At 64.5% G+C, this 23765-nt stretch carries 37 protein-coding genes and 1 tRNA gene; 13 read left to right on the top strand and 25 right to left on the bottom strand.

From position 1 onward, the window contains the following. The first annotated feature begins 62 nt into the window (after nucleotides 1–62). Complete coding sequence (gene aroQ, locus BES08_RS05600; RefSeq protein WP_008828386.1) at nucleotides 63–500, top strand: type II 3-dehydroquinate dehydratase; 438 nt, start codon at nucleotides 63–65, stop codon at nucleotides 498–500. Between the two features lie 170 nt (nucleotides 501–670). Here the strand turns inward: aroQ and BES08_RS05605 are convergent, their stop codons facing one another. Next, nucleotides 671–1156 (bottom strand): hypothetical protein, encoded by a 486-nt coding sequence (locus BES08_RS05605; RefSeq protein WP_036524300.1) that lies wholly within the window; start codon nucleotides 1154–1156, stop codon nucleotides 671–673. Between the two features lie 10 nt (nucleotides 1157–1166). Further along, nucleotides 1167–1631 (bottom strand): Lrp/AsnC family transcriptional regulator, encoded by a 465-nt coding sequence (locus BES08_RS05610; protein ID WP_008828388.1) that lies wholly within the window; start codon nucleotides 1629–1631, stop codon nucleotides 1167–1169. 253 nt (nucleotides 1632–1884) lie between these two features. Between BES08_RS05610 and BES08_RS05615 the strand changes: the two genes are divergently transcribed. The 3 genes from BES08_RS05615 to BES08_RS05625 all read left to right on the top strand — a co-directional run bounded on the left by BES08_RS05615 (nucleotide 1885) and on the right by BES08_RS05625 (nucleotide 4966). Then, the gene (locus BES08_RS05615) at nucleotides 1885–3768 is read left to right on the top strand and encodes a histidine kinase (protein WP_008828389.1); all 1884 of its coding nucleotides are present in this window, start codon (nucleotides 1885–1887) and stop codon (nucleotides 3766–3768) included. 37 nt (nucleotides 3769–3805) lie between these two features. Next, entirely contained in the window at nucleotides 3806–4810 is a 1005-nt protein-coding gene (locus BES08_RS05620; RefSeq protein ID WP_008828390.1) for a polysaccharide deacetylase family protein, read from the top strand. A gap of 80 nt (nucleotides 4811–4890) precedes the next feature. Then, nucleotides 4891–4966: transfer RNA gene (locus BES08_RS05625), tRNA-Ile, on the top strand. Nucleotides 4967–5058: 92 nt separating this feature from the next. Here BES08_RS05625 and BES08_RS05630 read toward each other — a convergent pair. The 23 genes from BES08_RS05630 to BES08_RS05740 all read right to left on the bottom strand — a co-directional run bounded on the left by BES08_RS05630 (nucleotide 5059) and on the right by BES08_RS05740 (nucleotide 19818). After that, nucleotides 5059–6222, bottom strand: coding sequence for a tyrosine-type recombinase/integrase (locus BES08_RS05630; RefSeq protein WP_069707752.1), 1164 nt, complete (start codon nucleotides 6220–6222; stop codon nucleotides 5059–5061). Next, on the bottom strand, nucleotides 6219–6494 hold the full coding sequence (locus BES08_RS05635) for a helix-turn-helix domain-containing protein (protein WP_069707753.1): 276 nt from the start codon (nucleotides 6492–6494) through the stop codon (nucleotides 6219–6221). Before BES08_RS05635 ends, BES08_RS05630 begins: the two co-directional genes overlap by 4 nt. Further along, complete coding sequence (locus BES08_RS05640) at nucleotides 6491–7264, bottom strand: PRTRC system ThiF family protein (RefSeq protein ID WP_069709149.1); 774 nt, start codon at nucleotides 7262–7264, stop codon at nucleotides 6491–6493. Before BES08_RS05640 ends, BES08_RS05635 begins: the two co-directional genes overlap by 4 nt. After that, entirely contained in the window at nucleotides 7254–7913 is a 660-nt protein-coding gene (locus tag BES08_RS05645; RefSeq protein WP_069707754.1) for a PRTRC system protein A, read from the bottom strand. Before BES08_RS05645 ends, BES08_RS05640 begins: the two co-directional genes overlap by 11 nt. Continuing rightward, on the bottom strand, nucleotides 7910–8689 hold the full coding sequence (locus tag BES08_RS05650; protein WP_069707755.1) for a PRTRC system protein B: 780 nt from the start codon (nucleotides 8687–8689) through the stop codon (nucleotides 7910–7912). Before BES08_RS05650 ends, BES08_RS05645 begins: the two co-directional genes overlap by 4 nt. Then, nucleotides 8686–9807 (bottom strand): hypothetical protein, encoded by a 1122-nt coding sequence (locus BES08_RS05655; RefSeq protein WP_069707756.1) that lies wholly within the window; start codon nucleotides 9805–9807, stop codon nucleotides 8686–8688. The genes BES08_RS05650 and BES08_RS05655 overlap by 4 nt, the downstream gene beginning before the upstream one ends. Before the next feature lie 72 nt (nucleotides 9808–9879). Then, nucleotides 9880–10086, bottom strand: a complete 207-nt coding sequence (locus tag BES08_RS05660; RefSeq protein ID WP_069707757.1) for a PRTRC system protein C — start codon at nucleotides 10084–10086, stop codon at nucleotides 9880–9882. A 44-nt stretch (nucleotides 10087–10130) separates the two neighbouring features. Then, the gene (locus BES08_RS05665; RefSeq protein WP_069707758.1) at nucleotides 10131–10538 is read right to left on the bottom strand and encodes a PRTRC system protein E; all 408 of its coding nucleotides are present in this window, start codon (nucleotides 10536–10538) and stop codon (nucleotides 10131–10133) included. Continuing rightward, the gene (locus tag BES08_RS05670) at nucleotides 10532–11845 is read right to left on the bottom strand and encodes a PRTRC system ParB family protein (protein ID WP_069707759.1); all 1314 of its coding nucleotides are present in this window, start codon (nucleotides 11843–11845) and stop codon (nucleotides 10532–10534) included. Before BES08_RS05670 ends, BES08_RS05665 begins: the two co-directional genes overlap by 7 nt. Beyond that, nucleotides 11842–12198, bottom strand: coding sequence for a hypothetical protein (locus BES08_RS05675; RefSeq protein ID WP_156799769.1), 357 nt, complete (start codon nucleotides 12196–12198; stop codon nucleotides 11842–11844). The genes BES08_RS05670 and BES08_RS05675 overlap by 4 nt, the downstream gene beginning before the upstream one ends. Next, the gene (locus BES08_RS05680) at nucleotides 12195–13313 is read right to left on the bottom strand and encodes an ATP-dependent DNA helicase (RefSeq protein WP_069707761.1); all 1119 of its coding nucleotides are present in this window, start codon (nucleotides 13311–13313) and stop codon (nucleotides 12195–12197) included. Before BES08_RS05680 ends, BES08_RS05675 begins: the two co-directional genes overlap by 4 nt. Then, nucleotides 13310–13678, bottom strand: a complete 369-nt coding sequence (locus tag BES08_RS05685; RefSeq protein WP_083274586.1) for a VVA0879 family protein — start codon at nucleotides 13676–13678, stop codon at nucleotides 13310–13312. The genes BES08_RS05680 and BES08_RS05685 overlap by 4 nt, the downstream gene beginning before the upstream one ends. Nucleotides 13679–13680: 2 nt before the next feature. Next, entirely contained in the window at nucleotides 13681–14088 is a 408-nt protein-coding gene (locus tag BES08_RS05690) for a recombination protein NinB (RefSeq protein WP_069707762.1), read from the bottom strand. Further along, nucleotides 14081–14467, bottom strand: a complete 387-nt coding sequence (locus BES08_RS31645; RefSeq protein WP_083274587.1) for a DUF968 domain-containing protein — start codon at nucleotides 14465–14467, stop codon at nucleotides 14081–14083. The genes BES08_RS05690 and BES08_RS31645 overlap by 8 nt, the downstream gene beginning before the upstream one ends. A gap of 3 nt (nucleotides 14468–14470) precedes the next feature. Then, a complete protein-coding gene (locus BES08_RS31650) occupies nucleotides 14471–14962 on the bottom strand; it encodes an HNH endonuclease signature motif containing protein (protein ID WP_083274588.1) in 492 nt (163 codons plus the stop codon). 8 nt (nucleotides 14963–14970) lie between these two features. Then, nucleotides 14971–15567, bottom strand: a complete 597-nt coding sequence (gene ssb, locus BES08_RS05700; RefSeq protein ID WP_069707764.1) for a single-stranded DNA-binding protein — start codon at nucleotides 15565–15567, stop codon at nucleotides 14971–14973. A 1-nt stretch (nucleotide 15568) separates the two neighbouring features. After that, entirely contained in the window at nucleotides 15569–15931 is a 363-nt protein-coding gene (locus BES08_RS32670) for a hypothetical protein (RefSeq protein ID WP_069707765.1), read from the bottom strand. 2 nt (nucleotides 15932–15933) lie between these two features. Next, on the bottom strand, nucleotides 15934–16896 hold the full coding sequence (locus BES08_RS05710; protein ID WP_069707766.1) for a hypothetical protein: 963 nt from the start codon (nucleotides 16894–16896) through the stop codon (nucleotides 15934–15936). A gap of 11 nt (nucleotides 16897–16907) precedes the next feature. Then, complete coding sequence (locus BES08_RS05715) at nucleotides 16908–17717, bottom strand: ERF family protein (RefSeq protein ID WP_069707767.1); 810 nt, start codon at nucleotides 17715–17717, stop codon at nucleotides 16908–16910. Further along, a complete protein-coding gene (locus tag BES08_RS05720) occupies nucleotides 17714–17944 on the bottom strand; it encodes a hypothetical protein (RefSeq protein WP_069707768.1) in 231 nt (76 codons plus the stop codon). Before BES08_RS05720 ends, BES08_RS05715 begins: the two co-directional genes overlap by 4 nt. Next, nucleotides 17941–18333: a hypothetical protein gene (locus BES08_RS05725; protein WP_069707769.1), complete on the bottom strand. Its 393-nt coding sequence runs from the start codon at nucleotides 18331–18333 to the stop codon at nucleotides 17941–17943. Before BES08_RS05725 ends, BES08_RS05720 begins: the two co-directional genes overlap by 4 nt. A 3-nt stretch (nucleotides 18334–18336) precedes the next feature. Beyond that, nucleotides 18337–18648: an XkdD/Y8K6 family phage-associated protein gene (locus tag BES08_RS05730; protein WP_069707770.1), complete on the bottom strand. Its 312-nt coding sequence runs from the start codon at nucleotides 18646–18648 to the stop codon at nucleotides 18337–18339. A gap of 690 nt (nucleotides 18649–19338) precedes the next feature. After that, nucleotides 19339–19818, bottom strand: coding sequence for a helix-turn-helix transcriptional regulator (locus tag BES08_RS05740; protein WP_069707772.1), 480 nt, complete (start codon nucleotides 19816–19818; stop codon nucleotides 19339–19341). A gap of 84 nt (nucleotides 19819–19902) precedes the next feature. Here BES08_RS05740 and BES08_RS05745 point away from each other — a divergent pair, with 84 nt between their 5' ends. Genes BES08_RS05745 through BES08_RS05780 form a run of 9 tightly spaced genes read left to right on the top strand, consistent with a single transcriptional unit; the run spans nucleotide 19903 to nucleotide 23316 of the window. Continuing rightward, entirely contained in the window at nucleotides 19903–20097 is a 195-nt protein-coding gene (locus tag BES08_RS05745) for a type II toxin-antitoxin system RelB family anti-toxin (RefSeq protein WP_069707773.1), read from the top strand. After that, nucleotides 20094–20837 (top strand): hypothetical protein, encoded by a 744-nt coding sequence (locus tag BES08_RS05750; protein ID WP_069707774.1) that lies wholly within the window; start codon nucleotides 20094–20096, stop codon nucleotides 20835–20837. Before BES08_RS05745 ends, BES08_RS05750 begins: the two co-directional genes overlap by 4 nt. A 3-nt stretch (nucleotides 20838–20840) precedes the next feature. After that, nucleotides 20841–21050, top strand: coding sequence for a hypothetical protein (locus tag BES08_RS05755; protein ID WP_069707775.1), 210 nt, complete (start codon nucleotides 20841–20843; stop codon nucleotides 21048–21050). After that, the gene (locus BES08_RS05760; protein WP_156799771.1) at nucleotides 21047–21493 is read left to right on the top strand and encodes a hypothetical protein; all 447 of its coding nucleotides are present in this window, start codon (nucleotides 21047–21049) and stop codon (nucleotides 21491–21493) included. Before BES08_RS05755 ends, BES08_RS05760 begins: the two co-directional genes overlap by 4 nt. Before the next feature lie 37 nt (nucleotides 21494–21530). Then, nucleotides 21531–21743, top strand: coding sequence for a hypothetical protein (locus BES08_RS05765; protein ID WP_156799772.1), 213 nt, complete (start codon nucleotides 21531–21533; stop codon nucleotides 21741–21743). A gap of 10 nt (nucleotides 21744–21753) precedes the next feature. Further along, nucleotides 21754–21990, top strand: a complete 237-nt coding sequence (locus BES08_RS05770) for a DUF2312 domain-containing protein (protein WP_069707778.1) — start codon at nucleotides 21754–21756, stop codon at nucleotides 21988–21990. Beyond that, nucleotides 21990–22817 carry an MmcB family DNA repair protein gene (locus tag BES08_RS05775; protein ID WP_069707779.1) on the top strand — a complete coding sequence of 276 codons (828 nt, stop codon included), beginning with the start codon at nucleotides 21990–21992 and terminating at the stop codon, nucleotides 22815–22817. Before BES08_RS05770 ends, BES08_RS05775 begins: the two co-directional genes overlap by 1 nt. Continuing rightward, complete coding sequence (locus BES08_RS32675; RefSeq protein ID WP_156799773.1) at nucleotides 22814–22954, top strand: hypothetical protein; 141 nt, start codon at nucleotides 22814–22816, stop codon at nucleotides 22952–22954. The genes BES08_RS05775 and BES08_RS32675 overlap by 4 nt, the downstream gene beginning before the upstream one ends. Further along, the gene (locus tag BES08_RS05780) at nucleotides 22951–23316 is read left to right on the top strand and encodes a hypothetical protein (RefSeq protein WP_156799774.1); all 366 of its coding nucleotides are present in this window, start codon (nucleotides 22951–22953) and stop codon (nucleotides 23314–23316) included. The genes BES08_RS32675 and BES08_RS05780 overlap by 4 nt, the downstream gene beginning before the upstream one ends. The last annotated feature ends 449 nt before the right edge of the window (nucleotides 23317–23765 follow it).

A 23765-nucleotide genomic window follows, 5' to 3' on the forward strand; every position in this document is an offset into this window, starting at 1 on the left:
CCCGGCCCGCTAAACCTCGCGTCCCACAACTCGCGCTGCTTTGGCGGAAGGTATTCAAGTCCATGACGGAAAAGCTGGTCTACGTGCTCAACGGCCCCAACCTCAACCGGCTGGGCAAGCGCGAACCGGCGATCTACGGATCGCAGACCCTCGACGACATCGGCGCGATGCTGGAAGAACGCGGCAAGACGCTGGGCATCAGTGTCCTGCTCTTCCAGTCCAACCACGAAGGCGACCTCGTCGACTGGCTGCACGAGGCCGAGGACGCGGGCGCCCACGCGGTGCTGCTGAACGCCGGGGCCTATACGCATACATCGGTGGCGCTGCTCGACGCGATCCGTTCTATCACCGCGCCGGTGATCGAGGTCCATCTCTCCAACCCGCACACGCGCGAGGACTTCCGGCACAAGTCGTGGGTCGGCATGGCGGCGAAGGGCACGATCGCCGGGTTCGGCGCGCAAAGCTACATGCTGGCGCTGGAGGCTGCCGCGGGGCTTTGAACGGCAGCACGATCGTCATCCCAGCGAAGGCTGGGACCGCTATGACCATGTTACACCCTATCGGCAGGTCAGCGCGGATTTTGCGGGGGTCTTGCAGATAGCGCAGCTCTGACGAGAGCGGTCCCAGCCTTCGCTGGGATGACGGGCGCTATGAAGGCGACTTCGGTACGTCACCCCTTGCAGTGACGCAGTTCCCCCCGGTCATCGCGAACCGCAACGATCCGGTGCACCGACACGCCCTGCGGATCGACCGCATCGGGCAGCGCAACAAGGCAGATACCCTGCCCGGTCAGATTGAGGAGCGCCTTGCGCACATCCTCGGTGGTTGCCTGCTGCGCCAATCCCGCGATGACGAAACCCGGACGCTTGCCGCGCGGTTCTGCTGGCAACATATGCCCGTGAAGATCGGCAATCGGCTTGCCCTGCACCAACCAGCGGTCGGCAGCGGCGTCATAGAACGACGCGGCGTCAATGTCCGCACGCGTGATGCCTGCCGCTACTGAACCTCGCCCGTAGTCGCTGCTGTCGGCGAGTTGGAAAGCCGCTGTATTCTGCGCATCGCCGCGCGGCCAGAACCACCAGGCGTTCGCCGCCACCAGCAACGCCACCGCCGCAACGAGCAAAGGCGTACGCTTCGACCGTCCCGTCACGCGCATCGCTCCAACCTCAGCCCAGCGGAACGCCCGGGATGCTCTTGGCGGTGCGGATCGTCAGCGAGGTCTTGACGCTGTCCACGTTGGGCGCGGGCGTCAGCTTGCTGGTGAGGAATTCCTGGAAGCTCTGCAGATCGCGGCTGACGATCTTCAGGATGAAGTCGATCTCGCCGTTGAGCATGTGGCACTCGCGCACTTCGGGCAGGCCCTTCATGTGGTCCTCGAAGGCGCGCAGCGATTCCTCGGCCTGGCTCTTGAGGCTGACCAGCGCGAAGACGGTGATCGTGAAGCCCAGCTTCGACGCGTCGAGATCGGCATGATAGCCCTGGATCACGCCCGCTTCCTCGAGGCTGCGCACGCGGCGCAGGCACGGCGGCGCGGTCAGGCCCACGCGCTGGGCGAGTTCGACATTGGTGATGCGACCTTCCGCCTGCAATTCCGCCAGCAGGCGACGGTCGATTTCATCGAGATTGATCATTCAAATTCCCCAGGCACACGCCTCTCGCTTCGCCTTGTTGCAACATCTACATCGAAAATGCGAGCGCGCCGTAATATTATTAGCCCATAGCGTAATCGTCCCGCTTTGCAACGGCCGAAACTCGGCTCTTTCGATCCCGACGCACTTTGCTACGAAAAAGCGACCCGGTGTTTTCCTTATGGTAAACATCACGCGGGCATAGGACCGAATCTGCCACGTAACCCGAGGCGCGCCTTTCGCGTCTGGAGATGGAATGCATTTCGACGATCGCCTTGCCACGGTCCTGCGCCTCCCGTCCTCGGGGGACAGTCTCGCGCGGATCCAGTTCAGGCAGCTCATCGACATTCTCGGACGTGCGACTGATTCGCAGGAGACGGGCGAGATGGTGGAGGCGGCCTATGCCCGGCTGGGCCAGCTCGGCCGCGAAATCCCCGCCGCGGATCGCGCGCGGTTGCTGCGCCAGCCCCTGCAGCCGATGGCCAATCCGCGCCTGCTGACCTGGCTGGCCGAGGCCGAACCCGACGTCGCCTGCGCCGGGATTGCAGCCGCTCATCTAGACGACGCGGCATGGCTGGCGCTGATCCCGCGCCTGCCGGTGCGCGCGCGCGGCATCCTACGCCACCGCCGAGATCTGTCGCCGCGCGTCGAGGCGCTATTGGAACAGCTTGGCGTGCACGACCGCGGGCTTCCCTCCGGCCCCGCCGACCCGCTGCCCGAAGACCCGCTGCCCGAGATACCGGTCCGCTTCCAGCGCCCCACCGGTGACATCGCCATCGACCAGGACATGTCGGATGACGTGCTCGAACTGCTCGACATGGCAGACGACCCGCCGCCGCCGACGTCGCTCAGCGAATGGGCGCGCGCCCGCGCGGCGCAGCAGCACAAGGACCTGCAGCACAAGGTCGCGGCCGACCCTGCTTCCGGCCCCTCCCCTGGCCAACGCGACGCGGGGATCGGCGCGATCGTTCGCCGCATCGAGGAATTCCGCAAGGCACGCGAGGCCAAGGGACCGCCCGAAGCGCAGGCCGATTCGCCGCGCCTGCCGCTCGGCGATACCGCTGCGCCCGCCCCGCATCGCCTGGCCGCCGCCATCGACTTCACCACCGGCGTCGAAGGCCGCATCGACTGGGCCGACGGCCCTTATGCGTCCTCAGTGGTCGGCCTCGCCCTCGGCACGCATGATCCGCAAGCGCAGCCGGTCGCCCGGGCCATGCTGCAACACCTGCCGCTGCGCGCCGCCCGTATCGTCGTCACCGGCGCCCCTGCCGTGAGCGGGCTCTGGCAAGTCGACGCCGCTCCCCGGTTCGACCATGGCCGCTTCGCCGGATATTGCGGCCGCCTGCGCCGCCTTGCTGCGCCTGTCGAGGTCGCCGCCGTGCCGGCAGCGCCGCATGCCGAGGCCGACCGCATGCGCGAAGTGCTGCACGAGTTGCGCACCCCCGCCAACGCGATCCAGGTCGCCGCCGAGATCATCCAGCAGCAGCTTTACGGCCCTGCCCCGCACGAATACCGCGCGCTGGCCGCCGCCATCGCCGGCGACTGCGCGCACATCCTCGCCGGGTTCGAGGAACTGGACCGGCTGGTGAAGCTCGAATCGGGCGCGATGCCGCTGGAAGACGGCGAGTGCGATCTCGCCCGCGTCCTCGCGCAGACCATCGTGCGCCTGCGCGCCTGGACCGAGCCGCGCGGCAGCGGCTTCTCGATGCTCGCCGACCCGTCCGCCACCACCCTGCCGCTGCGCATCGCCCGGCCGGAGGTCGAACGGCTGGTCTGGCGCCTGTTCGCCGCCCTCGCCGGATCGACCGCGCCGGGCGAAACGCTTGAACTGCGCTGGAGCCGCCGACCCGCCGCCCAGGGCGCGATCATCGAACTGGCCGTCCAGCTTCCCGCAATCCTTGCCGAGCGGGATCCCGAGGCCCTCTTCGATCCGGTCGCCAGCGAGCGTGGCCAGTCGCTGGCGGCGGGCATGTTCGGGATCGGCTTCACCTTGCGCCTCGCTGCAGCAGAGGCCGCTGCTGCAGGCGGCGCGCTGCAGCGCATCGCAAACAGCCTCCATCTGTCGCTGCCTGCCTTGACCGGCTCCGCATCGACCGGCATGGACGCAAACGATAGCATTTCGGCAACTTTTTCGCAGTAATCCCGTGTGGATGCGACCCGCAGAGGGAAAAAATTCCTTGCCAGCCCCGAACCTTCTGCAGCCCCCCGGCAAGCAGGCCCATGCCACCTTCCGACCGGAATTCGGCCAGCGCTTCATCGTCACCGTCGATACCGAGGAAGAATTCGATTGGTCGGCCCCGCTCGACCGCGAGGCGCACAGCGTCGTCACGGTCCCGGCGCTCCGCAAGTTCCAACAGTTCTGCGAGGGTTTCGGCGTCGTCCCGTCCTACCTCATCGACTGGCCGGTCGCCGATTCGGCCTGTGCCCCCGAAGCGATCGGCGATGCCGTCTCCGCCGGGCGCGCCGAAGTGGGCGTGCAGCTTCACCCCTGGGTCAGCCCGCCCTTCGTCGAGGACGTCAACGAACTCAACAGCTACGCAGGCAACCTCCCGTTCGAACTGGAACGCGAGAAGCTGCTCACCTTGCGCGACCGCATAGAAAGCGCCTTCGGCACGCCCCCGCGCATCTACCGCGCCGGACGCTACGGACTTGGCCCGCGCACGGCGGAAATCCTGATGGAATGCGGCATCGCCGTCGATACCTCGGTGCGGGCGCGGTTCGACTATAGCGGCACCGGCGGCCCCAATTACCGTGAGCACCCGCTCCACCCCTACTGGACCGACGAAGCGCGCCAGCTTCTCGAGCTGCCCTTGACCACCGTATACTGGGGGCCACTGCGGCAAGTGGGCAACGTCATCTATCCGCACTTGTGGCGCGCACCGACGATGCGCGGCGTCCTCGCGCGGACGGGACTGCTCGAACGCATCCCCCTCACGCCCGAGGGAATCACCGCCGAAGAAGCCCTGCGCGGCGTCGATATCGCCATCGACGAAGGGCTGCCGGTGCTGGTCTTCTCCTTCCACAGCCCTTCGCTGGCGACCGGCCACACGCCTTACGTGCGCAGCGAAGCGGACCTCGACGGTCTTTACGACTGGTGGCGCACCCTGTTCACCCACCTCGCCCGGCGCGGAGTGAAGCCGACAAGTGTGCATGAAATCATGAAGAGCGTGCAACACGGGTAGAACCCCGCTTGCGTCATGCCGATTGCCAAGCTAACGGGCATGGCATCCGGCCATCGTCGATGGGGCCGGGTCCGGCACGGGGGCCTGTAGCTCAGCGGTTAGAGCTGGCCGCTCATAACGGCTAGGTCGCGGGTTCGAATCCTGCCGGGCCCACCATTCGCCGGTTGCTGCCTTCGCGGGCAGCAGCATCGACAACCCCAGGTCGGGGAGTGGCGCAGCCCGGTAGCGCGCTTGCTTTGGGAGCAGTCTTATTTGATCCTCCTAATGTAAGGTTTTCTGCGGGTTTCAGTGCTTTTCTCCCCGACCAGTTCGGGACTATTTCGGGACTGCTGAACAGCATCCATTGCACGGCGGATATCGTCGTCGCCGACATGGGCGTAACGCGCTGTCGTCTCGATCCGAGTATGTCCCAACAGCTTCTGCGTCACCTTAAGATTAGATGCTCGCGTGATTCGGCTGGCGGCCGTGTGTCGCAGGTCATGGAACCTGAAGTCGGTGATGCCCGCCTCGTCGAGCGCTCGATACCATTTGCGGTTCCACCCCTCCTTACTGAATGGATATCGCTCGCCCTTGATCCTGCGCGGACGATCGGCGCGCGCGGGCGCAGGACGCTCGCACACGTAGGTGAACACGAAGGGCCCGACGCGGGGGCGGTTCGCGATGATCTCCTTCATGCGATCGGTCAGCGGGAATTCATGCCAGACATCGCCCTTGGTGTGGACCGAGGCCGTACCTCTCCGCTGATCGACCTTGGACCACAGCAGCTTGACCACGGCCGTGCGGCGAGCACCAGAGAGCAGTGCGAACTCGACGAGATCGGCCATGTCGGGATACCGCTCCGTCAGCACCGCGAACAACGCAGCTTCCTCCTCCGGAGACGCTTCGCGGACGCGCTCTTTCGGCTCCTTCAGAAGGTGGCTTCCCCATTCGATGGGATCGTCGGCGATTTTGTATTTCTTCGCCAGGAAGCGATGGGCGCGGCGCAGCAGTTCCGTCTCGCGGTTCACGGTGGCAGCGGACACGGCCGGGCGGACCTCGCCACGCTTGATACGGCGATTCGGAAAGCTGGGCTCGATCCGGCGCAGGGCGACCATGCGAGCGACCTCGATGTCGCCTATGTCCTGCAGCAACGTTTTCGGCCCAATCAGGCGCAGGACATTGCCCAACTGGTACTCAGTCACCTTGGCGTTCCGGTCGAACTTGCCCTTGGCATCCCAGTAGATGCCGATACCTTCATCCAGGGTGACAGAGGGCTTGCCCTTTTTACCGGTAGCGACCTCAGTGCGATGATCTCGCTCGAATCGCTCGGCATCGCGCTTGGATTTGCAGTTGGTGGATCCGTGATAGCGGACACCGCGGTACTGGTAATCGAAGTGGTAGTAGGGACTGGCCTTCGGCTTGTAGACCGTCATCGCTTATTCCGCTGGCTGAAGGGCACGATCTCGCCGCCAGCAGCCGGGCCACGTACGACGCGGCGCCGGCCGCCTGCGAGAGGATCGGCGACCAGCTGCTGCCGCTGGATGCACAGGGCAACATACTCGTCGCAGTCCTCGGGACGGTAGGCGATATTGCGCGCCGTCAGCTTGACGTAGGTGATCTTGCCCTTGCTGCGCAGTTCGCGGAGCGTGCGCGGGGCCAAGCGGAGGCGTTCGGCCGCTTCGGCTTCTGTGAGCAGCGCGGTCATACCGCTTTCCTTTCGGGTTTGGGGTGAGGCAGTGCAATCGGGGCCGTGTGGCCGCTCACCAGATTGATGAAGGCGCCGGCGTGCCCGATCGATCCCCGGCCGAGCAGATCGAACAGCAGGGCTAGGGCGTGGCTGGCGAGCACGCGGTTGATGAACAGGGACTGCCGCTCGAGGGCTTCGGCGACGGAGCACGAAGGCGCGTCGTCCTCCGGCATCCCTTCGTCGGCCAGTTCGGGAAAGCTCTCCAGCACGGTCGGCAGACGCACATAGCCTTTGCGATCGTAAAGCCGTGCCGGAGTGCCGAGCAGCAGCTGGCCATCCATGGCGCGGTTGCCGAGATCCAGCCAATAGGCAGGCACCCGACTAGTACTCGCGTCCATGGCCGCGCCCAGCGCGCGGCGGGCCGAGGCCGTGTCGACACAGCTGATGAGCATGTCGACATTATCCAGACCGATTGCTTCGGGCGCGCGGCCGTGAACCGCCTGCCAGCGCAAACCATGCGCGAGATTGATCCGCTCCGTCAGGGTGCGGGCCTTCGAGCTTCCGACGTCGCAGCGATAGAACGGCTGGCGGCCGAGGTTCGCCTCGGTAACGACATCGTCGTCGACGACGGTAACGTCCAGCCAACGCGACGAGATTTCACGCAGCGCCGCGTCGAGCGAGGCAAGGCCCATCAGCATCTGCGCGCCGTTGCCACCGCATCCGACCAGCAGGACCTTGATACCGCGCTGGCCGAAGTTGGCCGGTAGAAGGTGCCGTTCAGGCGTCATGGTCATCTCCAGTGAAGGGGCTGCGCGGCATCGGCAGGAACATGCCGCCGGCACACAGACGCGCCGCAGCGGTCGGGCCGGCGGGATGATCGAGGCGACCGAAGACTATCGCTATCTTGGTGGAATGCGCGTCATCGGCATCGTCGGTCGCGCTGAAGAATGCTGCGCCGTTGCCATGGCTGTGGATGTCGCAGACGATGTGCGAGCCTTGCGCCAGAGTCGGCGTGCGATAAACGAGCCGCGACGGCGTCGCCGCTTCGATCTCCGGATACGCAATGGTGAACTGGGCGGTGTGCTCGTCCCAGATCACGAACGCTGCGGCCTCGTTCGGCAGCGCCGCCTCGAAGTGCTGCAGAATATGGCGGAGCAACTCGCGCGGGATAAGCCCGCAACGCAGTTCGGCCATCGGATCGCCGACCTTCCCATAGGGCACGTGTCCGTCGAGTGTCGGGGCAATGTGCGCGTCGAGGGCAAGCCAAGGGCGCCGCAAGATCAACATCACGCCATCGGCGCCTACCAACAGGCCCTGCCCCGCTCGTACGGATCGCAATTCCTCGATCGCCGGCGTCTGCCCGCTTGGGGGCACCGGGTAGCAAGGGAAAGCAGCCAGCACCGCGGCGGCCGTCAGGAAGTCGTTGGGCGACGTCATGCGTGGGTACTCCGCGCTATCAAGCTTCCCACCGTCACCGGCGCGCCCTCGTTTCGCGTGCTGCGACTGAAAACAAATGGGCGTAGGCGCTTGACCGGGAACCGCTTCGTGCCCCGCGCTGCCAGATTGTCCCACAGCCTGACCAGGCCACCCTTTCCGCTAACGGTCTTTTCCTGCCCCGGGTTGGGATGGGTCGACCACGAATCGAAAACGGCGCGCTCGTACTCAGCGATGCTGGCGATCGTCAGCGTCTTAGGCTGCGGGATGTTTCCCCAGCACAAGCGGCCATCGATGAACACGTTCAGTACCGGAGAAAAAAGTACGAGCGTTTCCGCGCCTGGTCGCTTGCTTTCCGGGAGGGCGTAGACGCCAAGGCCCTTTCGGGTCGCGACCAGCAAATGGGCCGGGTACGGCAGATCCACAGTGGTGCGCTGCCGAAGGGCGCGCAGATCCGCTGCCGGTGATGACAGGGCGAAGTAGGCGGTGCGAACCTGCTCTGGAACCCACCATGCGAGCACGTCCGGATGCGATACCAGCACGTTGTCCGGAAGTATCTCCGGCGGCGCCGCGCGTCCCAGCGCTGCGGTCCACTGCCGCAAGTGAGCCCGGGTTAGCGGAGCACCGGCGGCGATCGTCGGTTGCCCCTCGCCATGCTCGACCGCGTGCATGCTGGCGAACGCGGCGGTGCGCTGCGGCCCGTTTCTATAAAGGAGAATGGCGTTCGTCAGCGTCAGGCCGCGGTCGGTTGCCTCGAACTCGGTGGAATGCTGGCTCACCGACGGTCCTTCCCGCTGGTGGGGTCGATCGCGATCAGATCCTGTGCGGCGCGCATGAACTCCACGCCGACCTTGAGGCTCTGGAACCACGCATCGATGTCGGCCGCATCGGTGACCGTCGCCATACCGACGACGTCCATGAAGCCTATCTCCATGCCGTGCCTTCCGACGTCGTCGAGCTCGCGCGCGAAAGCCTCGGCGCAGACAAGCGTCATGGGTGCAAGAAACGCCCGTTCCTCATATTCGGGCAGGCATTCGATCGCGAGATCGCTCTCGTAGTTCCACGCCCCGGCGGCGCTACGCTGCGCGATGACCGTGTCGGCAGCCGATCGCACAGCGCGTATCCGGCTCCTCAGGCCCTTGGGCAGTTTCGACAGTGGCGCCGCGTTCTCCGTCAGCATCCACTCGGGTCGCCGCCCCCTGATGGCTGACGGCAACATCTCCTCGTCGATGTCCTCCAGTGCGTGGCCCTGCCACTGCATCAGGCTTGCTATCGCTTCCCTGTCTTCCGTCTCGCCGTCCCAGTAGTAGGCGGAAAGCTCCTCCATCAGATCCTCGAAGCCGAACACAGGCAGCACGGAAGGGATCGTCTCGGTCAGGGCCTTGTATGCGGCAGCCCGCCAGCCCAACGGGGCGACTGGACCAAGCATCGTCTGCGAGAGCACGTTGCACTTCTCGATCCAGCCCAGTTCGACCTGGCCAACGCTGTCGCAGATGAGCGCGATTGCTGGCGGATGATCGTCATTGCCATTGATTACGATGGCCCGCAGATCGAGCATGTCGACGCAGCCCACGATATCCAGCACGGCACGGTCAAAGGTACGCTCGATGTGCTTGCGTGCCTCGTGGCGCGTGAAGCACTGGCCCGCCTCGCCCTGCGCCGCCACCCATTGTCCGATTGCGCGGTAGTGAGGCTCCAGCGGAGCGTCGAAGATGGCGGGAATGGTTGCCGCCAGCGCGACAGACCGTCCAGCCAGGTCACCCGAGGGGCGCGAGCCGGAGGCCGGGCGGAGGCGTGATGGGCTCGCGCACGTCGTCCGCCGGGGCGACGACGGCCGCGTGAAGCGCTTTGAGGCGGTCGCTGATGACTGGTTGGGTAGCAGAGGGCGAGTGGCCATCGTCGGATTCGATCCATTCGAGGAGAGGTTTGCGCAGGACGGGCGGGATGCCCGCGCCATCCGTCGTCATCGTCAGCCCTTCGTGCCAACAGCGCGGCGGTACTCGGTGACGTGCGCCGTGCCGGAAACGCCGAGATCGACCGCCTCGGCATTGAGGATCGCGGGGTAAAGCGTGGCGTGATAGGCGCGCAGGCCCTGCGCATCGCCCGCAAGATGCGACGGCACGGGCAAGTCCATGCCGTCATAGCGGTACACGCGGGTCAGTTGATTGATTTCCATAGATGCCTCCGGCCGATGATCGTGGGTGTTGAAAGGGTTGGGGCTCACCAGAGGCTGGCGGGTTCGCCTGGCTTCGGGTCTGGCACAGGCGCTGGCGTCGCGGCGGGTTCCGGCTTGGCGGGCGTGGTTGCCGCCTTCGTCGTGGCCGGTTTGACCTTCGCCTTCGCAGCTTCGGTCGCCTGCTTCTGCTCGGCAAGCTGGTCGCCCAGGGCCTTGCGTGAGGCGATCAGTTGCCCGAGCGCGCCAGCCTCTCCGAGCGCCAGTTCCGCGTCGATCTCCGCCGCAGTAGCGGTGATCGAGATCGGGCGGATTTCTTCGGCGCCCGGCGCGTTCTTCACGCCTTCAGCCTTGCGCGGCATGATGATGAGCGTGACCGTCTCGTCCGGTCCTGCAGCGAGGTCGAGGCCGAGCGAGTAACGCGACAGCAGCGGGAGAAGGCTGGTGATCAGCACGGCAAGGAATCCTTTTCAGTGGTGGAGGGGGCGTTGACGCTCGCGTCGACAGCGGGCGGCGAATATTTTCCGTCGAGCGTGAGCGCGCCGGGGAGGCGGCCGGACCAGTCGAACCCAGTGGCGTTGAGCATTCCGGCGACGATAGCGTCGGTCTTCGCCTGCATGAGCTTGGCGAAGGCTTTCGTGCCCATGTGATCGATCAGGCCGCATTCCTTGGCGATGAACTTGAGCTCATCCTTGCCGAAACGGCCAAGGAATACCGCGTCCACCTTCCACGTGTCGCGGAGGATAGATTCGAAGGCACGCAGGATTTCCGGATCGCCCTCACCGGCCTGGATCAGTGCCGCACGCCAAGCGGATTCACGAACATCAGCGGCGCGGCTCGCGATCATTGCGGCATTCACGGTCTGCTTCGGCGCTTCGGTGGGGCTCGCCTTCTTGGGAACGATCGCCGATCGCGGTGCCGAACTGGAGACGTCAGGCTCCGCCGGGGCCGCGTCAGGTGCCGGCACGGCATTCTTTTCATCAGCCACCGGTTCCGCCGATTCGGTCTTCAATTGGAAGCAGCCGGGGTTGGTGCAGTGACCGTCTTCAACATGCGTCGCAAAAAGGGCGCGCTGCGCTGCGGAATTGAAGGGGCAGGCCGTGCATTCGGCCTTGTCGAAGCGAGCAGCAGCGAGGCTCTGCGTCACGCGCATGAGCAACTCGCGCGTCTTGTTTACGTCCAGCCCGGCAGTCAGGATCGTGTCGAGAGCCTTTTCCTGCTTGTCGCCGGGCACCGCGGCCAAGAGTTCGGCGTGGCCGACCTTGATGCGGCGTTCGTCGAGCGCGAGCTTCACGGGTTCGGACAAGTTGGCCAGCGCCAGGCGTCGATCGAGCTTGGCCGGGGACCAGCCAAGCCGACGTGCGGCTTCAGCTCGATCGTTCTGGCTGGCCGCCAGAACGCGCACGGCGGCGTCTGCCTGCTCCGTTTCGGAGGCATCATCGCGGACATCGTTCTCGTCGATCGCAGCCTCGACCGCTTCGTCATCGGTCATATCGCGAATCAGGACCGGGGCATTGCCGTCCCTGCCAAACGCTTCGAGCGCAGCCCTGTACCGGCGACCGCCAGCGACGAGGAGATAGCCCTCACCGCCATCGGGAGCGGGTCTGACCAGCATCGGCTGCAGCATGCCGCGCAATTGGAGCGAAGCCACGAGCTCCTCATGGGCCTTGCTGTCGAAATATCGGCGCGGGTTATAACCTGGCGTTATGCTAGACAGCGGCAATACGACCGCCCGCTGCTGACCTTTGGTGTCGAGTGTCATGCTGCTACGCTCCTGAAATAGCTGGCGTGGATCGCGCGCTCGGCGGCATCGATCTGCGCGGTGTGTTCGAAAATGCGGGGAAGGAAGGCGCTGGCGTCGGCGAGGTCGCCCGCGAGGACGGAAGCGAAGCAAGCCTCGATCGCGGTCAGTTGATCTGGCGTGTATCCGGGGACTTCGCGACTAAGAGCCGAACGCAGCTGATCGACCGACGCCTCTTCCAATGCCTCATCGAGGCTGACCTCGGCGGACACCGAAACGTAATCGACTGAGAAGCCGTTGCGACGAGCTTCGTTCACCGCACTTTCGAAATCGCCAGCGCTGACATGAACGTCCATGGTGACCCTATCGCTCATACGATCACCGTGACCTGTTCGGCAGCGCGCGTAACCGCCGTGTACAGCCAGTTCCGCTTCGCATCCCGGAACGACCCGCTTTCATCGAAGATGATGACGTTGTCCCACTGCGAGCCCTGCGATTTGTGGCAGGTGATCGCCCACCCGAAGGTGAACTCCTGCGTTCCGCGCTTGGCCTTCCAGTCGATGGTCTGCTCGGTGCCGTTGAAGAAGTGCTCGAACACCTCGACCTTGATCGGGTCGCGCTTCTCGTCGAGCGAGGCGACGCGGAGCGCCAGCTTGCCGTCGCCAAGCTCCTCGATCTTCTGAGCGTCCCAGAGGCCACCGTTGAAGATGTGCTTCTCCTTGTCGTTCCGGAGGCAGATCAGGCGGTCGCCTGCGGTCGGATGCCACGCCTGCGCCGCGCCCTGCAGGCCCTTCATCGCCCGGATGCGCTGGTTGTAGGAGACGCGGGTGCGGTTGAGGCCGCAGAGCAGCTGATCGGCCCCAAGGACGAGTTCGCCCAGGCGGTCCCGGCCGAGCGCGCTGCTGCGCGTCACGAGGCTACTGCCGTGCGTGCCGACCTGCAGCGGCTTCCCCTGCCGAATGTCCATCGACATGCGGATGATGGGGTTGTCCTGTGCTTGGCGGTGGACCTCAGTGAGCATCACATCTGGCTCGCCGTTGATGAAGAAGCCTTCGCCCTTCACCGGCGGCAGCTGCGCGGGATCGCCCAGGACAAGGATGCGCTTGCCGAAGCTGAGCAGGTCGCGCGCCAGATCCTCGCCGACCATGGACACCTCGTCCACGATCAGCAGCGCGGCATCGGACAGGTCGCTCTGCTCGTTGAGCTTGAACGCGGCGATGCCGGTGACCTCGTCGATCTCCACGCTGTAAATAAGCGAGTGGATCGTCGAGGCGTCCTTGCAGCCCTTTTTGCGCAGGACGAGCGCGGCCTTGCCGGTGAAGGTGGCGTAGAGCACCTTGCCCTTGACCTTCGCTGCCAGTTCCTTCGCCAGCGTCGTCTTGCCCGTCCCAGCGTAGCCGAACAGGCGGAACACCTGCTGGCCGTTGGGATCACCGAGCCAAGTCGACACGCTGCGGATGGCCGCGTCCTGTTGCGGGGACCAACTCATGCCGACACCTGCGCGCGTAGCGCTTCCGCCTGCTCCTTGCTGGCGATGACGAACATCGGATGGCTTTTGCCTTCGTGCTCGACTTCCAACTGGTGCAGCCGGAAAAGGCCGCCCAACGTCCAGTTGCATCCCGGCTTGTCGGCGTTCGCGGGTTTGCCGTCGCGGGCAGGCCCGGCATCGTTCCAGCGTCCGACGCACGAAAAGCCGATCTGAGTATCCAGCTTGTCCTCGGGGACACCTTCGATACGCAGCAGAGCCATGGATTGCACAGTGCTGCAGATCGGGCAGACGAAAGCCGAGTGCTCGCGATCCATGCCCTGCTCTTTCAGGCGAGCGCGGAACTCGTTGTGGGTGATCTTTTCCATGATCAGGCTGCCTTTCGTTCGACAGGGTCGGTCCAGACCACGCCATGCTCGGCGCCGAATGCGTAGATGCACTCGATCAGGTCGCTGAACTCGGACTTGGAGAGGCGGCTGGACTTGAAGCCGAGCGGGACAACGCCCTTGCCATCCAACGTGGGTTCGAAGGTGCACGAGAAGCCGGCGGCGTTCATGAAGAGCGCCTTCCAGACCTCGGTCGACAGCACCCGGCCTTCGGGCTTCGCGCGCGAGATGTCGGACAGCATGGCCCACATCTTCGCGTTCTGATCGCTGGTGCGCGCCGCTTCCTTGATGTTGAGCACCGCGCCCATCGGCGCCCTCTCGATCAACTGGTGGGCCAACGCCCGCACCGACGGGTTGACGAGCGTGAGGGTCTGTCCGCCTTGCTTAGCCATTGCGATGTTCCCTGATTTCCTTGCGGCGCGGCGAGGCGTCGCACAGGCTGTCGATCAGCTTTTCCACCGACTGCCCCGAGGCGGCCTGATAGGCGCGCCAGAAGGACTGCTCACCGATGGCATGCTGCTGGGCATGGTGGCCCATGAAGTCGAGGTCGGAGCCGCAGAGCGGGACCGCGCGGTAGTCGTCAGGCTTCTGGCCCATGCCCGCCCCGCTGCCGATCCGGACGTGAGCCGCCTCGATCGGCGCGCGCTGGCAACCGGGCCAGGCACAGTGGAAGGAGCGAACGAAGCTCAGGTGAGCCTGAGACTTCCAGCGGCCTTCTCTGCGCGGTTTGCGGGTGGCGCGCTCTCTGACCTTGCGGGGCGGGAGTGCCATGTCTCAGGCCTCCGCTTTAAAGGAAGCCGACACGGCACAAAATCCGCCATTCGTGCCAACTCCGTTGCGCGGTATAGCCGATGCTCGGGCTGACACGGTCTCTCTGTACTTCGGCATACTGAGGTTCTCTTTCTGGGTGCCCCAAGAGAGGTTGCCGGGACGGTTGTTCAGACCGTCTTCGTCGTCGTGGAGGGTGACGGCTGCTGGAAATGGTTTGGGGCCGTGGAACGCTTCGCACACCAGCTGGTGAACCTTTCGAGGCTTCTGACGACCACCTTCACCATCATGGCGCTTAAGCATCACGAGGCGATATTCGTGGACGGCGCCCTTCCTGGCCTTTGTCACTAGGCCATGCGTGGGCTCGGGAAGGTATGTGCGGTAGCCGCCATTTGGCAGCGGGGCGTAGCTCGGCGGCTGTAGGATACGGCCCCAGCTGCTGGCGAGAACGCCGGGCTCGCTGGGAACGGGCTTCCAGATTTCAGTGCTATCCTTCATGGGGCACCTCAAAATGGAATGTCGTCGTCAAGGTCGTCACCGAACCCGCCGCCGCCATTGCTGTTGCCCCAGCCATCGTTGGCGGAGCCGTTACGACCATCACGGCCGTTGTCTTGCCAGCCACCACGATTGTCATCGTAGACCTTGCGGTCGCCACGGCCGCCATCAGCCCAGCGCCCGCCGCCCTGCCCGCCGCGATCGTTCGACCGGCTGCGCTGATCGCCGCCCCAGTCGCCGCCGCGCTGATCGTCCGGCTTATTATCGAGCATGGTCATGACCCCGCCGTGCCCGCCGACGCTGACCTCGGTGGTGTAACGGTCGTTGCCGTTCTGATCCTGCCACTTGCGGGTGCGCAGCTGGCCCTCGATGTAGACCTTCGAGCCCTTGCGCAGGAAGCGCTCGGCGACACTAACAAGGCCGTCGCTGCCGATGGTGACGCTGTGCCACTCGGTGCGCTCCTTGCGGTCGCCGGTCTGGCGGTCCTTCCAGCTTTCCGAGGTGGCGACACGGAAGGTCGCGATACGCCCGCCGTTCTGGAACGACTTGATCTCCGGATCCGCGCCCAAGTGGCCGAGGATGATGACCTTGTTGACTGAGCCCGCCATGTCAGAAGGGCTCCGCGTCGAGAGCGGCATCGCTCAGAAAGGCAGGAGGCACCGGGCTTTCAGCGCGCTCGATCTCCGGAGGCGCAGGCGGAGGAAGGTCGATCGCGGGCGCCGGGGGCGTGCGCAACGGGTCGAAGCGGGTGCCGACGATTTCGGTACTCGTGCCGATCGTGGCGAGCACGACCAACACGTGAAATTCCGTGCCAGGGTTGAGCGCCGCGAGGCGCGCCGCCTCCTGCTCTGCTGAGGTGGGGGTCGAATGCTTGAACTTCGGAGCGAAGCCCGCTTCGTTCCAGACGAGCCAGAACGGTGCGGTCGGGGCATAGCCGTAGTTGAGGGCGAACTTGATATTCGTGTCGGTCATGATCAGGCGACCTTTCGATCTTCGATGATGTTGACGCCGGGGATCGAGCGGACACCTGCCGCAACATCCTCATCGACAAGGACCTTGAGAGCAGCGCGGAAGCGATCGGGATGACGTTCGATGTAATGCCGAACGACGGCGCCCCCCTGCCCCTCGATCATCTCCGCGCGCCAGTACGAGCGCATGGAGACGGCGCGAACTTCGCCGTGGGCCTGCACCTTTTCGCGCTCGACGCGGCGGGCAGCGGCTGCGGCATCTTCCGCGTGCTGCATGAGCTCGGCAGCTTCTTCGATCGCGCCGAGGTCGCTGGAGCCTGCGGCTTCCTTGTGCGCCTCAAGCGCTGCGGCAGTGGCCTTATCGGCCTCCGCGCGCGCCAGACGCTCGCGCTTGAGCTTCTCCGCCTCCTGCTTCTGCAGCCACGGGGTCAGAAGGTTTCCAAGGGCGTATGCGGCCTTCACCACGGAACCAGGCTTCCGGTTCTTCATCGGCGCGATGTAGGCGTTGTAGCGATCCTGGATCTCGGTGACCTTGAGGTCGATCGGAGCCTTTTCGATCTTGCGAGCATCGTCAGCGAGGCTCGTCGCCTCCTGCAGACGCTGGCGGAGCGATGCGACGGCATCGGCCTGCGCCTGATTCTCGATGGCGACGCCGTCTGCCCAGTTTTTCGCTTCGACGAGCAGGTCATCCATGTGGATCTGGACGGCTTCCCACTTGGGCTCGATGGTCACCTGCTCCTCGGCAGGCGGGTTGTTGTCGCCCATGACGGCCCGGGGGTTCGTATCATCGCCACCGGCGAGCGCAGCGGCTTCGAACTCGGCCGTCAGCTTGTCGACATGCGCCTGCAGCGCCTCTATCTCAGCGGTGCGGCCCGGCTCGGTGCGGCTGAGCTTGTTGAGGGCGTTCTTCGCGTAGGAGAGCGGCATAGTCGAGATTTCGACCGCGCCCTTGCTGGACTGGTACTGCATGGTTGGGCCTTTCAGAAGGGGACGTCGCTGTCGTCGATGTCGCCGAACTCGGAGCCGCCACGGGCGCCCTCGTTCCGACCGCCACGGCGCGTGTCGTTGTTGGAGTTGCCGTCGGTTTCACCGGCACGGTTCGTTTCGGACTTCGCCATCTCAGCCAGCTTGTCTTCCAGCTGGTTTATGACCTTGATGGCCTGGCGATCGGTCAGGTCCTGCAAGTCCGCGATATCGTAGTGATCTAGGATCACCTTCGTCTTCGCACCGGTGACCTTGAGCAGATCGGTGATCTTGGCCCACTGCGGGCGAGAAATCAGCGGTTCGCCGCGCTGCTGGTGGGACTGCTGACGCGGCGCCACGGTATGCGTCGTGGCGTCGGCGTCGTTGTCGCCCTCGGTCGGGATTTGGAAGACCTGCAGTTCGGCGTATTTCATGGCGGCCGATTGCGCTTTATTGGCGCTCTTATCGGCGGTATCCATCGCCTCTCCGACAGTCCGCACGTAATCAAACGAGCCGTCGATTGCTGACACCAGCTTGAAGCGGACCGTCAGAATCGTGTAGGTGATGACGCCGCCCTTTTGGGTCTGACGTTCTTCACGCTCCATCTTCTCGACGTCGGGAAGGATAACGAGCCTGTTCTCAGCGAGAATGCCGCACAGCAGGTTGTAGACGTCATCGATGCCGCGGAACTGGTAGTTCTGCTGCTGGTTCTTCCTGTCCTTCGACAGGCCTTCCTTGGAACAAGCGAGCATCACGTCAGATATTGCCGTGTAGACAGCCGGGACTGCAGTTGCGGCCGCTGGTTCGATTTTGGTCTGCGCGTTCACAGGGCGCCTCCGGTAGCGATGTAGAAGAGGGTTCCGGTGACGATCAGGATGCCGGACAGACCAGCGAAGATGATCGCGCCGAACAGCGGGTGGGGCTCATCCTCGGGCCGGTTGTCGATGATCGACTGAACCTTGGAGAGGGTCGTCTCGCGCTGGAGCGGGCCGTAGATGTGCTGGCGTCGCGCCTCCGACATGGCCGGGCGGCCGTTAAGAGTGACGTCCTTCACGCTGCACCGCCACGGGTCAAAGCCCAGGCCGCGCGCTCTAGTTTGCCACCGTCCTCGTCGAGATAGTTGTCGAGGTCGGAAGCAGCGATCTCGAGATAGAGGCTGTCGTGGGCCTCGGGCTCGAGCAGCGTGTTCGCGGCGCTGACGATGCCCGCGAGCCGGTCGTGCTCGCGGCGGCGATCGTCGATGTACTTCTGGAAGAACGACTGCGAGCCAGCAGTGCTGACCGGGTTGGCCTTGAGCCAGCCCTTACGCTCGGCAGCGACTTCGAGCAGCGCCTCCAGAAAACGGCGCGTCAGGGTTTCGGGAAGGAAGATGCTCACGGCGCTGCCGACAATCAGGGCGGCCGGAGCCTCGCTTGCAGCAACGATCTTGGTGTGGATGCCCATGGTTCAGGCCTCCCCGCGTGCTTTGGCGAGAGCGGCGCTCAAGTCAGCCATGAGCCGCTGCGCCGCCGGAACATCGCCCAGCATCGGCAGCAGAGTTTCCGCACGGATGGCGAGAGCGTAAAGCTCAGGCGCGGCGGCGAGTAGGCGGGCGTTCGCCTCCGTCATCCATCCGGAGGCTTCGAGAAATTGGGCGCCAGCGCAGAACTTTTCCGGCTTGATGCCCCAGAACCGATTGCCGTCATCGTTGAACCTGGGTTCGCAATCCCATTCAACCGCAACGAACGGCCCCGGTGTGAATTTCGTGGTGGTGGACACTGGCGTGATCTCCAACAAAGGTCCCGGCAGGTCTGCGCTTGCGGCTCACTGCTGGGCTGTTGAGATCATGACTAAATGCGCATACGCATATCGTCAAGCGTCAAAATATGCGCAGACGCATTTTAATGCGCGACTGAGCTCCACGCAAAAATCCCCGCCGAAGCGGGGCCTGCGGGTTATCTATGGCGCGACCGACGAAGTTCCTATGGTCGCCTCGCGCACGATGGGATTTCCCTCGTGTCATGATGGGGCGTCATAGCCCTCACTTTAGCTTTCGTGAGGGTATCAATTCTGGCTCTTAATGCGCCGCCCATAGCGATATCGCGTGGAGGCGGGCCGCCGTATAATCCAAAGAGCTCGCGCCTACGCTGGCGATCTAGCGCAGCCATGCTCTCATTGTAGTCACGGAAAGAGATTTCCTGGCAAATCATATCGACGTTCAGCGACACCATTTTGCGAACAAAAACGTTGTCGATCGCCGCCAAAGTCGGCGCAGCAGAGGCACCTGCGAGCGAGAAAATGGCCAACGCCCCACCTATGACCGTAGGAAAAATCCTAGACACCATCACCCCCATATGAGAACAGAAAGAGAACAAGGAGTCGAGTCGATGTGGAGCAGTCGGACATACATTCTCGGCGAGCCCGCATGCGAAGCTGGCTGCCAGCGATGCTCCCTGCGCTGCGCTACCGTCATGGCTTCAGTTGTTGATCTAAGCCGCCAACACGAGGCGGCCCTTCGGGATCTATCGGCTTATCGGACCCCGGAAGCTCTTGAAGAAATAAGGTTGCTTGAAAAGCACTTGGAAAGCTCATTGCGAGCCGCTGAGCGCGTTCGTCCTCATCAGGGTCTACATCAATCGCGGCCAGCAAGCCCGCGAACATCTCGGCCAATGCGCTTGCATTAGGAAGAAGAACGGGAACATTTATCGCGGCTTGCGGTGATGACGGTCCGCTGAGTGAGATACCGAGGTCCTCGGTGCCAAGCAGGCGTTGTACCGTTGTGTTCGCCATGGCGGCGATCGCGTGCAACAAGTCGCCGGCCGGGATTGACCCTTTTTCCCACCTGCCGGCGGTCGACTGCGACACGCCTAGTCGCTCAGCGAATTCCGCCTGGCTTAAACCTAAGGTCGTACGAATCGCGCTAATTTTGCGGGCTAGTTGCTTGGTCATGCGTGACGCATAATCTCAAAGCGCCGCTGGGTAAAAAGCGCGGACGCATAATCACGCTTGACCGCATAATGCGTATGCGCATAAATGCGCGACATGGACAGCATCCTTGAAATCAGGAAAGCGCTGAACATCTCGCAGGCCGAGATGGCAGATCGGCTTGGCCTGCACCAGTCGTCGATCTCCCGCCTAGAGCGCAACGAGATTGTTCCTGACAAGCGTACAATGATCGCGGCGCAAGCTCTGCTTTCGGCATCACGCACGCAGAGCGCGAACGCGTGAGCGCGGCGCGCCAGGTCGCTTACGGCGGCCCTCTCCACCGGATCGCGAACAAGCCCGTTAAGGGCGGCGGCGCGCGCATCGCGCTGATGCCGGACCATCCTGCGATCCGCGAGGGGCGGACCCTGTTCCGGTCGCGCGTCGTCCACCCCGACGTTAGCCCCCGCCTGCTCGTCTCCGGCGAGAACCAGCGCAAGATCGGCAAGCGCATCACGAAAGGCCGCTGGAAGGGCTTTCCGCTCTACACCCTGACCTTGGAAGAGCGCGCGACCTGCCCCCGCACCTGTGGCGAGTGGTCGACCTGCTACGGCAACAATATGAATTGGTCGCGTCGGCACGTAGCCGGGATCGACCTCGAGGTTCGCCTGATCGCCGAAGCGCTCTCTCTTGCCGAGCGTCATCCCAACGGCTTCGCGGTCCGTCTGCATATCCTGGGCGACTTCTACAGTCTTGCTTATGTCGACCTGTGGGCGAACCTGCTGGCCGAAGTGCCGCAGCTGCACGTGTTCGGTTTCACCGCGCGTGATCCCGAGGACGACATCGGATCGGCCGTCGCGGCGCTGAACTACGATTGGCCCGACCGGTGGGTAGTACGGTTTTCCGGGATCGACAGTCTCGTGATCGACACCGCTGCCGACAGCCAGCATGTCCTGTGCCCGGTCCAGACCGGCAAGACCGACTGCTGCGGCACCTGCGGCCTGTGCTGGACGATGGACCGCCCCGTAGAATTCGTGAGGCACTGACCCATGGTCCGCCTCGCCTTCGGATACCTGCTTCTCGCGGCCGGCATGATGCTGTGCCTGTACCTGGCGCTCGTGAAGATCGCACCCCTCGACCTCCCGACGGCCGGGCATCCCCCGGCCGCGCCCGAGCCGCTGTCCATCTACCCCCTGCCCAGCGGCTCGGGCGATTCTGTTCACATGTCCACTCATGCCGCCGAGGTATCCCAACTGTGACCCGACAATCTACGCCGCAGCGCAGCATATTTTCCGCATCAAACGCCCGTGAGGTGATCGCCGCCTCGCTGCAGGCGATCAAGGAAGAGAACGGCTACACCGACGAGGATCTCGGTCGCATTCTCGGCAAGAGCGAGGACATGGCCGGGAACTACCGCAAGGGCCTGAGCGGCATGGACGCTTTCAGCCTGCTCGCGGCATGGCGTGAGTGGAACGGACACTTCATCGGCCCGATCCGCCGCTTCGTCGAGGGTAGCCGTCCGGTCCCGACCGACGACCGTGCGTCTGCCCATGCGATTCTGCAGGCGGCGGTCACAATGTCCGATGCTCTGACGACCTGCGACGAGATCGACCTCGAAGCCGTGCGCGCGAACCGTAAGCAGCTGGAGAAGGCGCGCGACGCGATCGACGAGCAGCTGGCGAAACTACGGCCGACGGCCTGATGCCATGGAAGCGGGGGTAGCGGAAGCCGAGAAGCTCATGGCCGCAATGCCGGTCGTGGCTCCAACGCTCGATAGCTTGGAGGCGGTGGTCCGCATTGCCGAGAACCGCGTCCGCCGCGCCGCCATCAAGCGTGCTGCTGCCGATGCCGAAGAGGCCGATGCCCTCCGCGATTTGCACGCGGCCCGCAAGGCTCGCGCCGACTGGATCGCTGGCAGCGCCGATCGCGACGACCAAATGTTGATGCTCTGAAGGACCTGTTATGGCCGAAACCACTGACGATCGCCTCCGCCTTCTGATCGAGCGCATCGAGCGCCTGGAAGAAGAGAAGAAGGGCGTCGGCGACGATATCCGCGACGTCTACAACGAGGGCAAGGCCGTTGGCTACGACACGCGCATGATGCGCATGGTTGTCCAGCTTCGGAAGATGAAGCCCGACGACCGCCGCGAAATGGAGATGCTCCTCGACACCTACAAGGCCGCGTTGGGGATCGACTGATGGCTACGGCTCTAGCCCCTTGGGGGCATGACGCCCTTGCCGCAGATCTCGCGCGCAAGCTGCGCAACGACGGCAAGTGCTGGACATGGCTCAATGCGACCATCGGCGCATGGTCCGGGCCGCGCCCCGATATCATGGCGTTTCCGCGCTACCGCTACGACTGCCCGCAAATCCTTGCCTACGAGATCAAGGTTTCGCGCTCGGACCTGCTGAGCGACCTCAACAGCGGCAAGTGGCGCAAGTACCAGGAACACTGCCAGTCGGTGACGTTCGCGATGCCCCACGGTATCGCCAAGGCCGACGAGATCCCGGCTGAGTGCGGCGTCATGTTCCGCACCGGTCGCGGCTGGCGCACCGAGCGTCGGGCGACCAACATCGGCTCCGCCTGCTCGATCCAGGCGATGGCGAAGCTGCTGACCTGCCATCCGTCGCAGGAGCCCCGGCCGGAGCTACCGAAGTACGAGCAGGATGGTCTCGCCCGCCACGCCCGCGACCGGTTCACCAGGGCGCGCGGCAACGAGATCGGATATGCGCTCGCCCGGCTTGCCGCCGACATGGCGGAGGGCATCGACCCGGCGAAGCACGCGCGGGAGAAGGCCGAGAAGATCCTTGTCGACGCGCATGCCGAAGCCGAGGAGCTTCGCAAGCAGCTGGTGCCCCTGCTGTCCGCCCTCGGTCTGCCGGAGAAGGCTGATTCGTGGACCGTGCGGGAACGTGTGCGCCGCGCCATCGCCGAGCTCGCGGCCGACGAGCATGTTTCCCGCGCGCGCAATGCGCTCGCCGAGGTCACGCTCGCCGTTGAACGCGCACAGGCGGTGCTCTCGTGACGCCGAAACAGGAATACGAGCGTCGGAAGTACCTGCCCGGGCAGATCGAGGCGACGCGCCGCAAGTTGGCCATGCTGGAGCGCAAGGCTGTACGGTACGGCATGCGCGACCTGCTGCGTACGGAGCGCCGCGCGTGATCGAGGTCGATCTCCCCTATCCCCATGCCTACCTGTGGCCGAACCGACGCCCTGCGACGAAGCAGGCGGCATCGGCCCGGGTAAGCCAACACCGGACGTGGGCGTTTCACGCCACCATGGCGGATCCCGCCTGGCGCAGCTTCGTGCCCGGCGCCAGTGTGCCCGTGCACATCATCGTCAGCCGCAAGGCCGCTGGCGTCTACCCCGACCGTGACAACACGGTTGCTGCCGCCAAGGCCTACCTCGACGGGATCGCTGACCGCCTCGGCTTCAACGACCGCTTGTTCGCTGCGCCGACGGTAGAGTTCATTCCGCTTATCAACGGCCGGTTCCTCTTCCAGATCGGTGGCGCCCCTCGGTGAAGATCTCTGAACTCATGCAGGCCATGAGCGATGCCGGTGCCCCCATGGAGGCGATCCTCATCGCCGTCCGCGCCATTGAAGAGCGTGAGGCGCAGATTGCTGCGCGTGATGAAGCCTTGGACGGGAAGAAGGCGAAGGATGCAGCCCGCAAGCGCGCCGAACGCCAAGCCGCGCGCTTTGTGTCCGACAATGTCCAAGGACAGTCCACGGACAATCCACGGACGGTCCAAGGACAATCCACGGACGGTCCCGGGATTGTCCAGGACGAACCCTCCCTTCCCCTCCTCCCCAATGAAAATAATTCTAACCCCACCACCCCTACCCACCCGGAAAACCCAACCCCGCCCGCGCGTAAGGGAACCCGGCTTCCGGCAGCCTGGGAGCCCGCCGCTCTGGATGGCCCGACAGCCGACGAGGTTTCGGCATGGCCGGTGGGTGCGATCGAGCGG

It is taken from the genome of Novosphingobium resinovorum, assembly GCF_001742225.1.
Taxonomy (GTDB): domain Bacteria; phylum Pseudomonadota; class Alphaproteobacteria; order Sphingomonadales; family Sphingomonadaceae; genus Novosphingobium; species Novosphingobium resinovorum_A.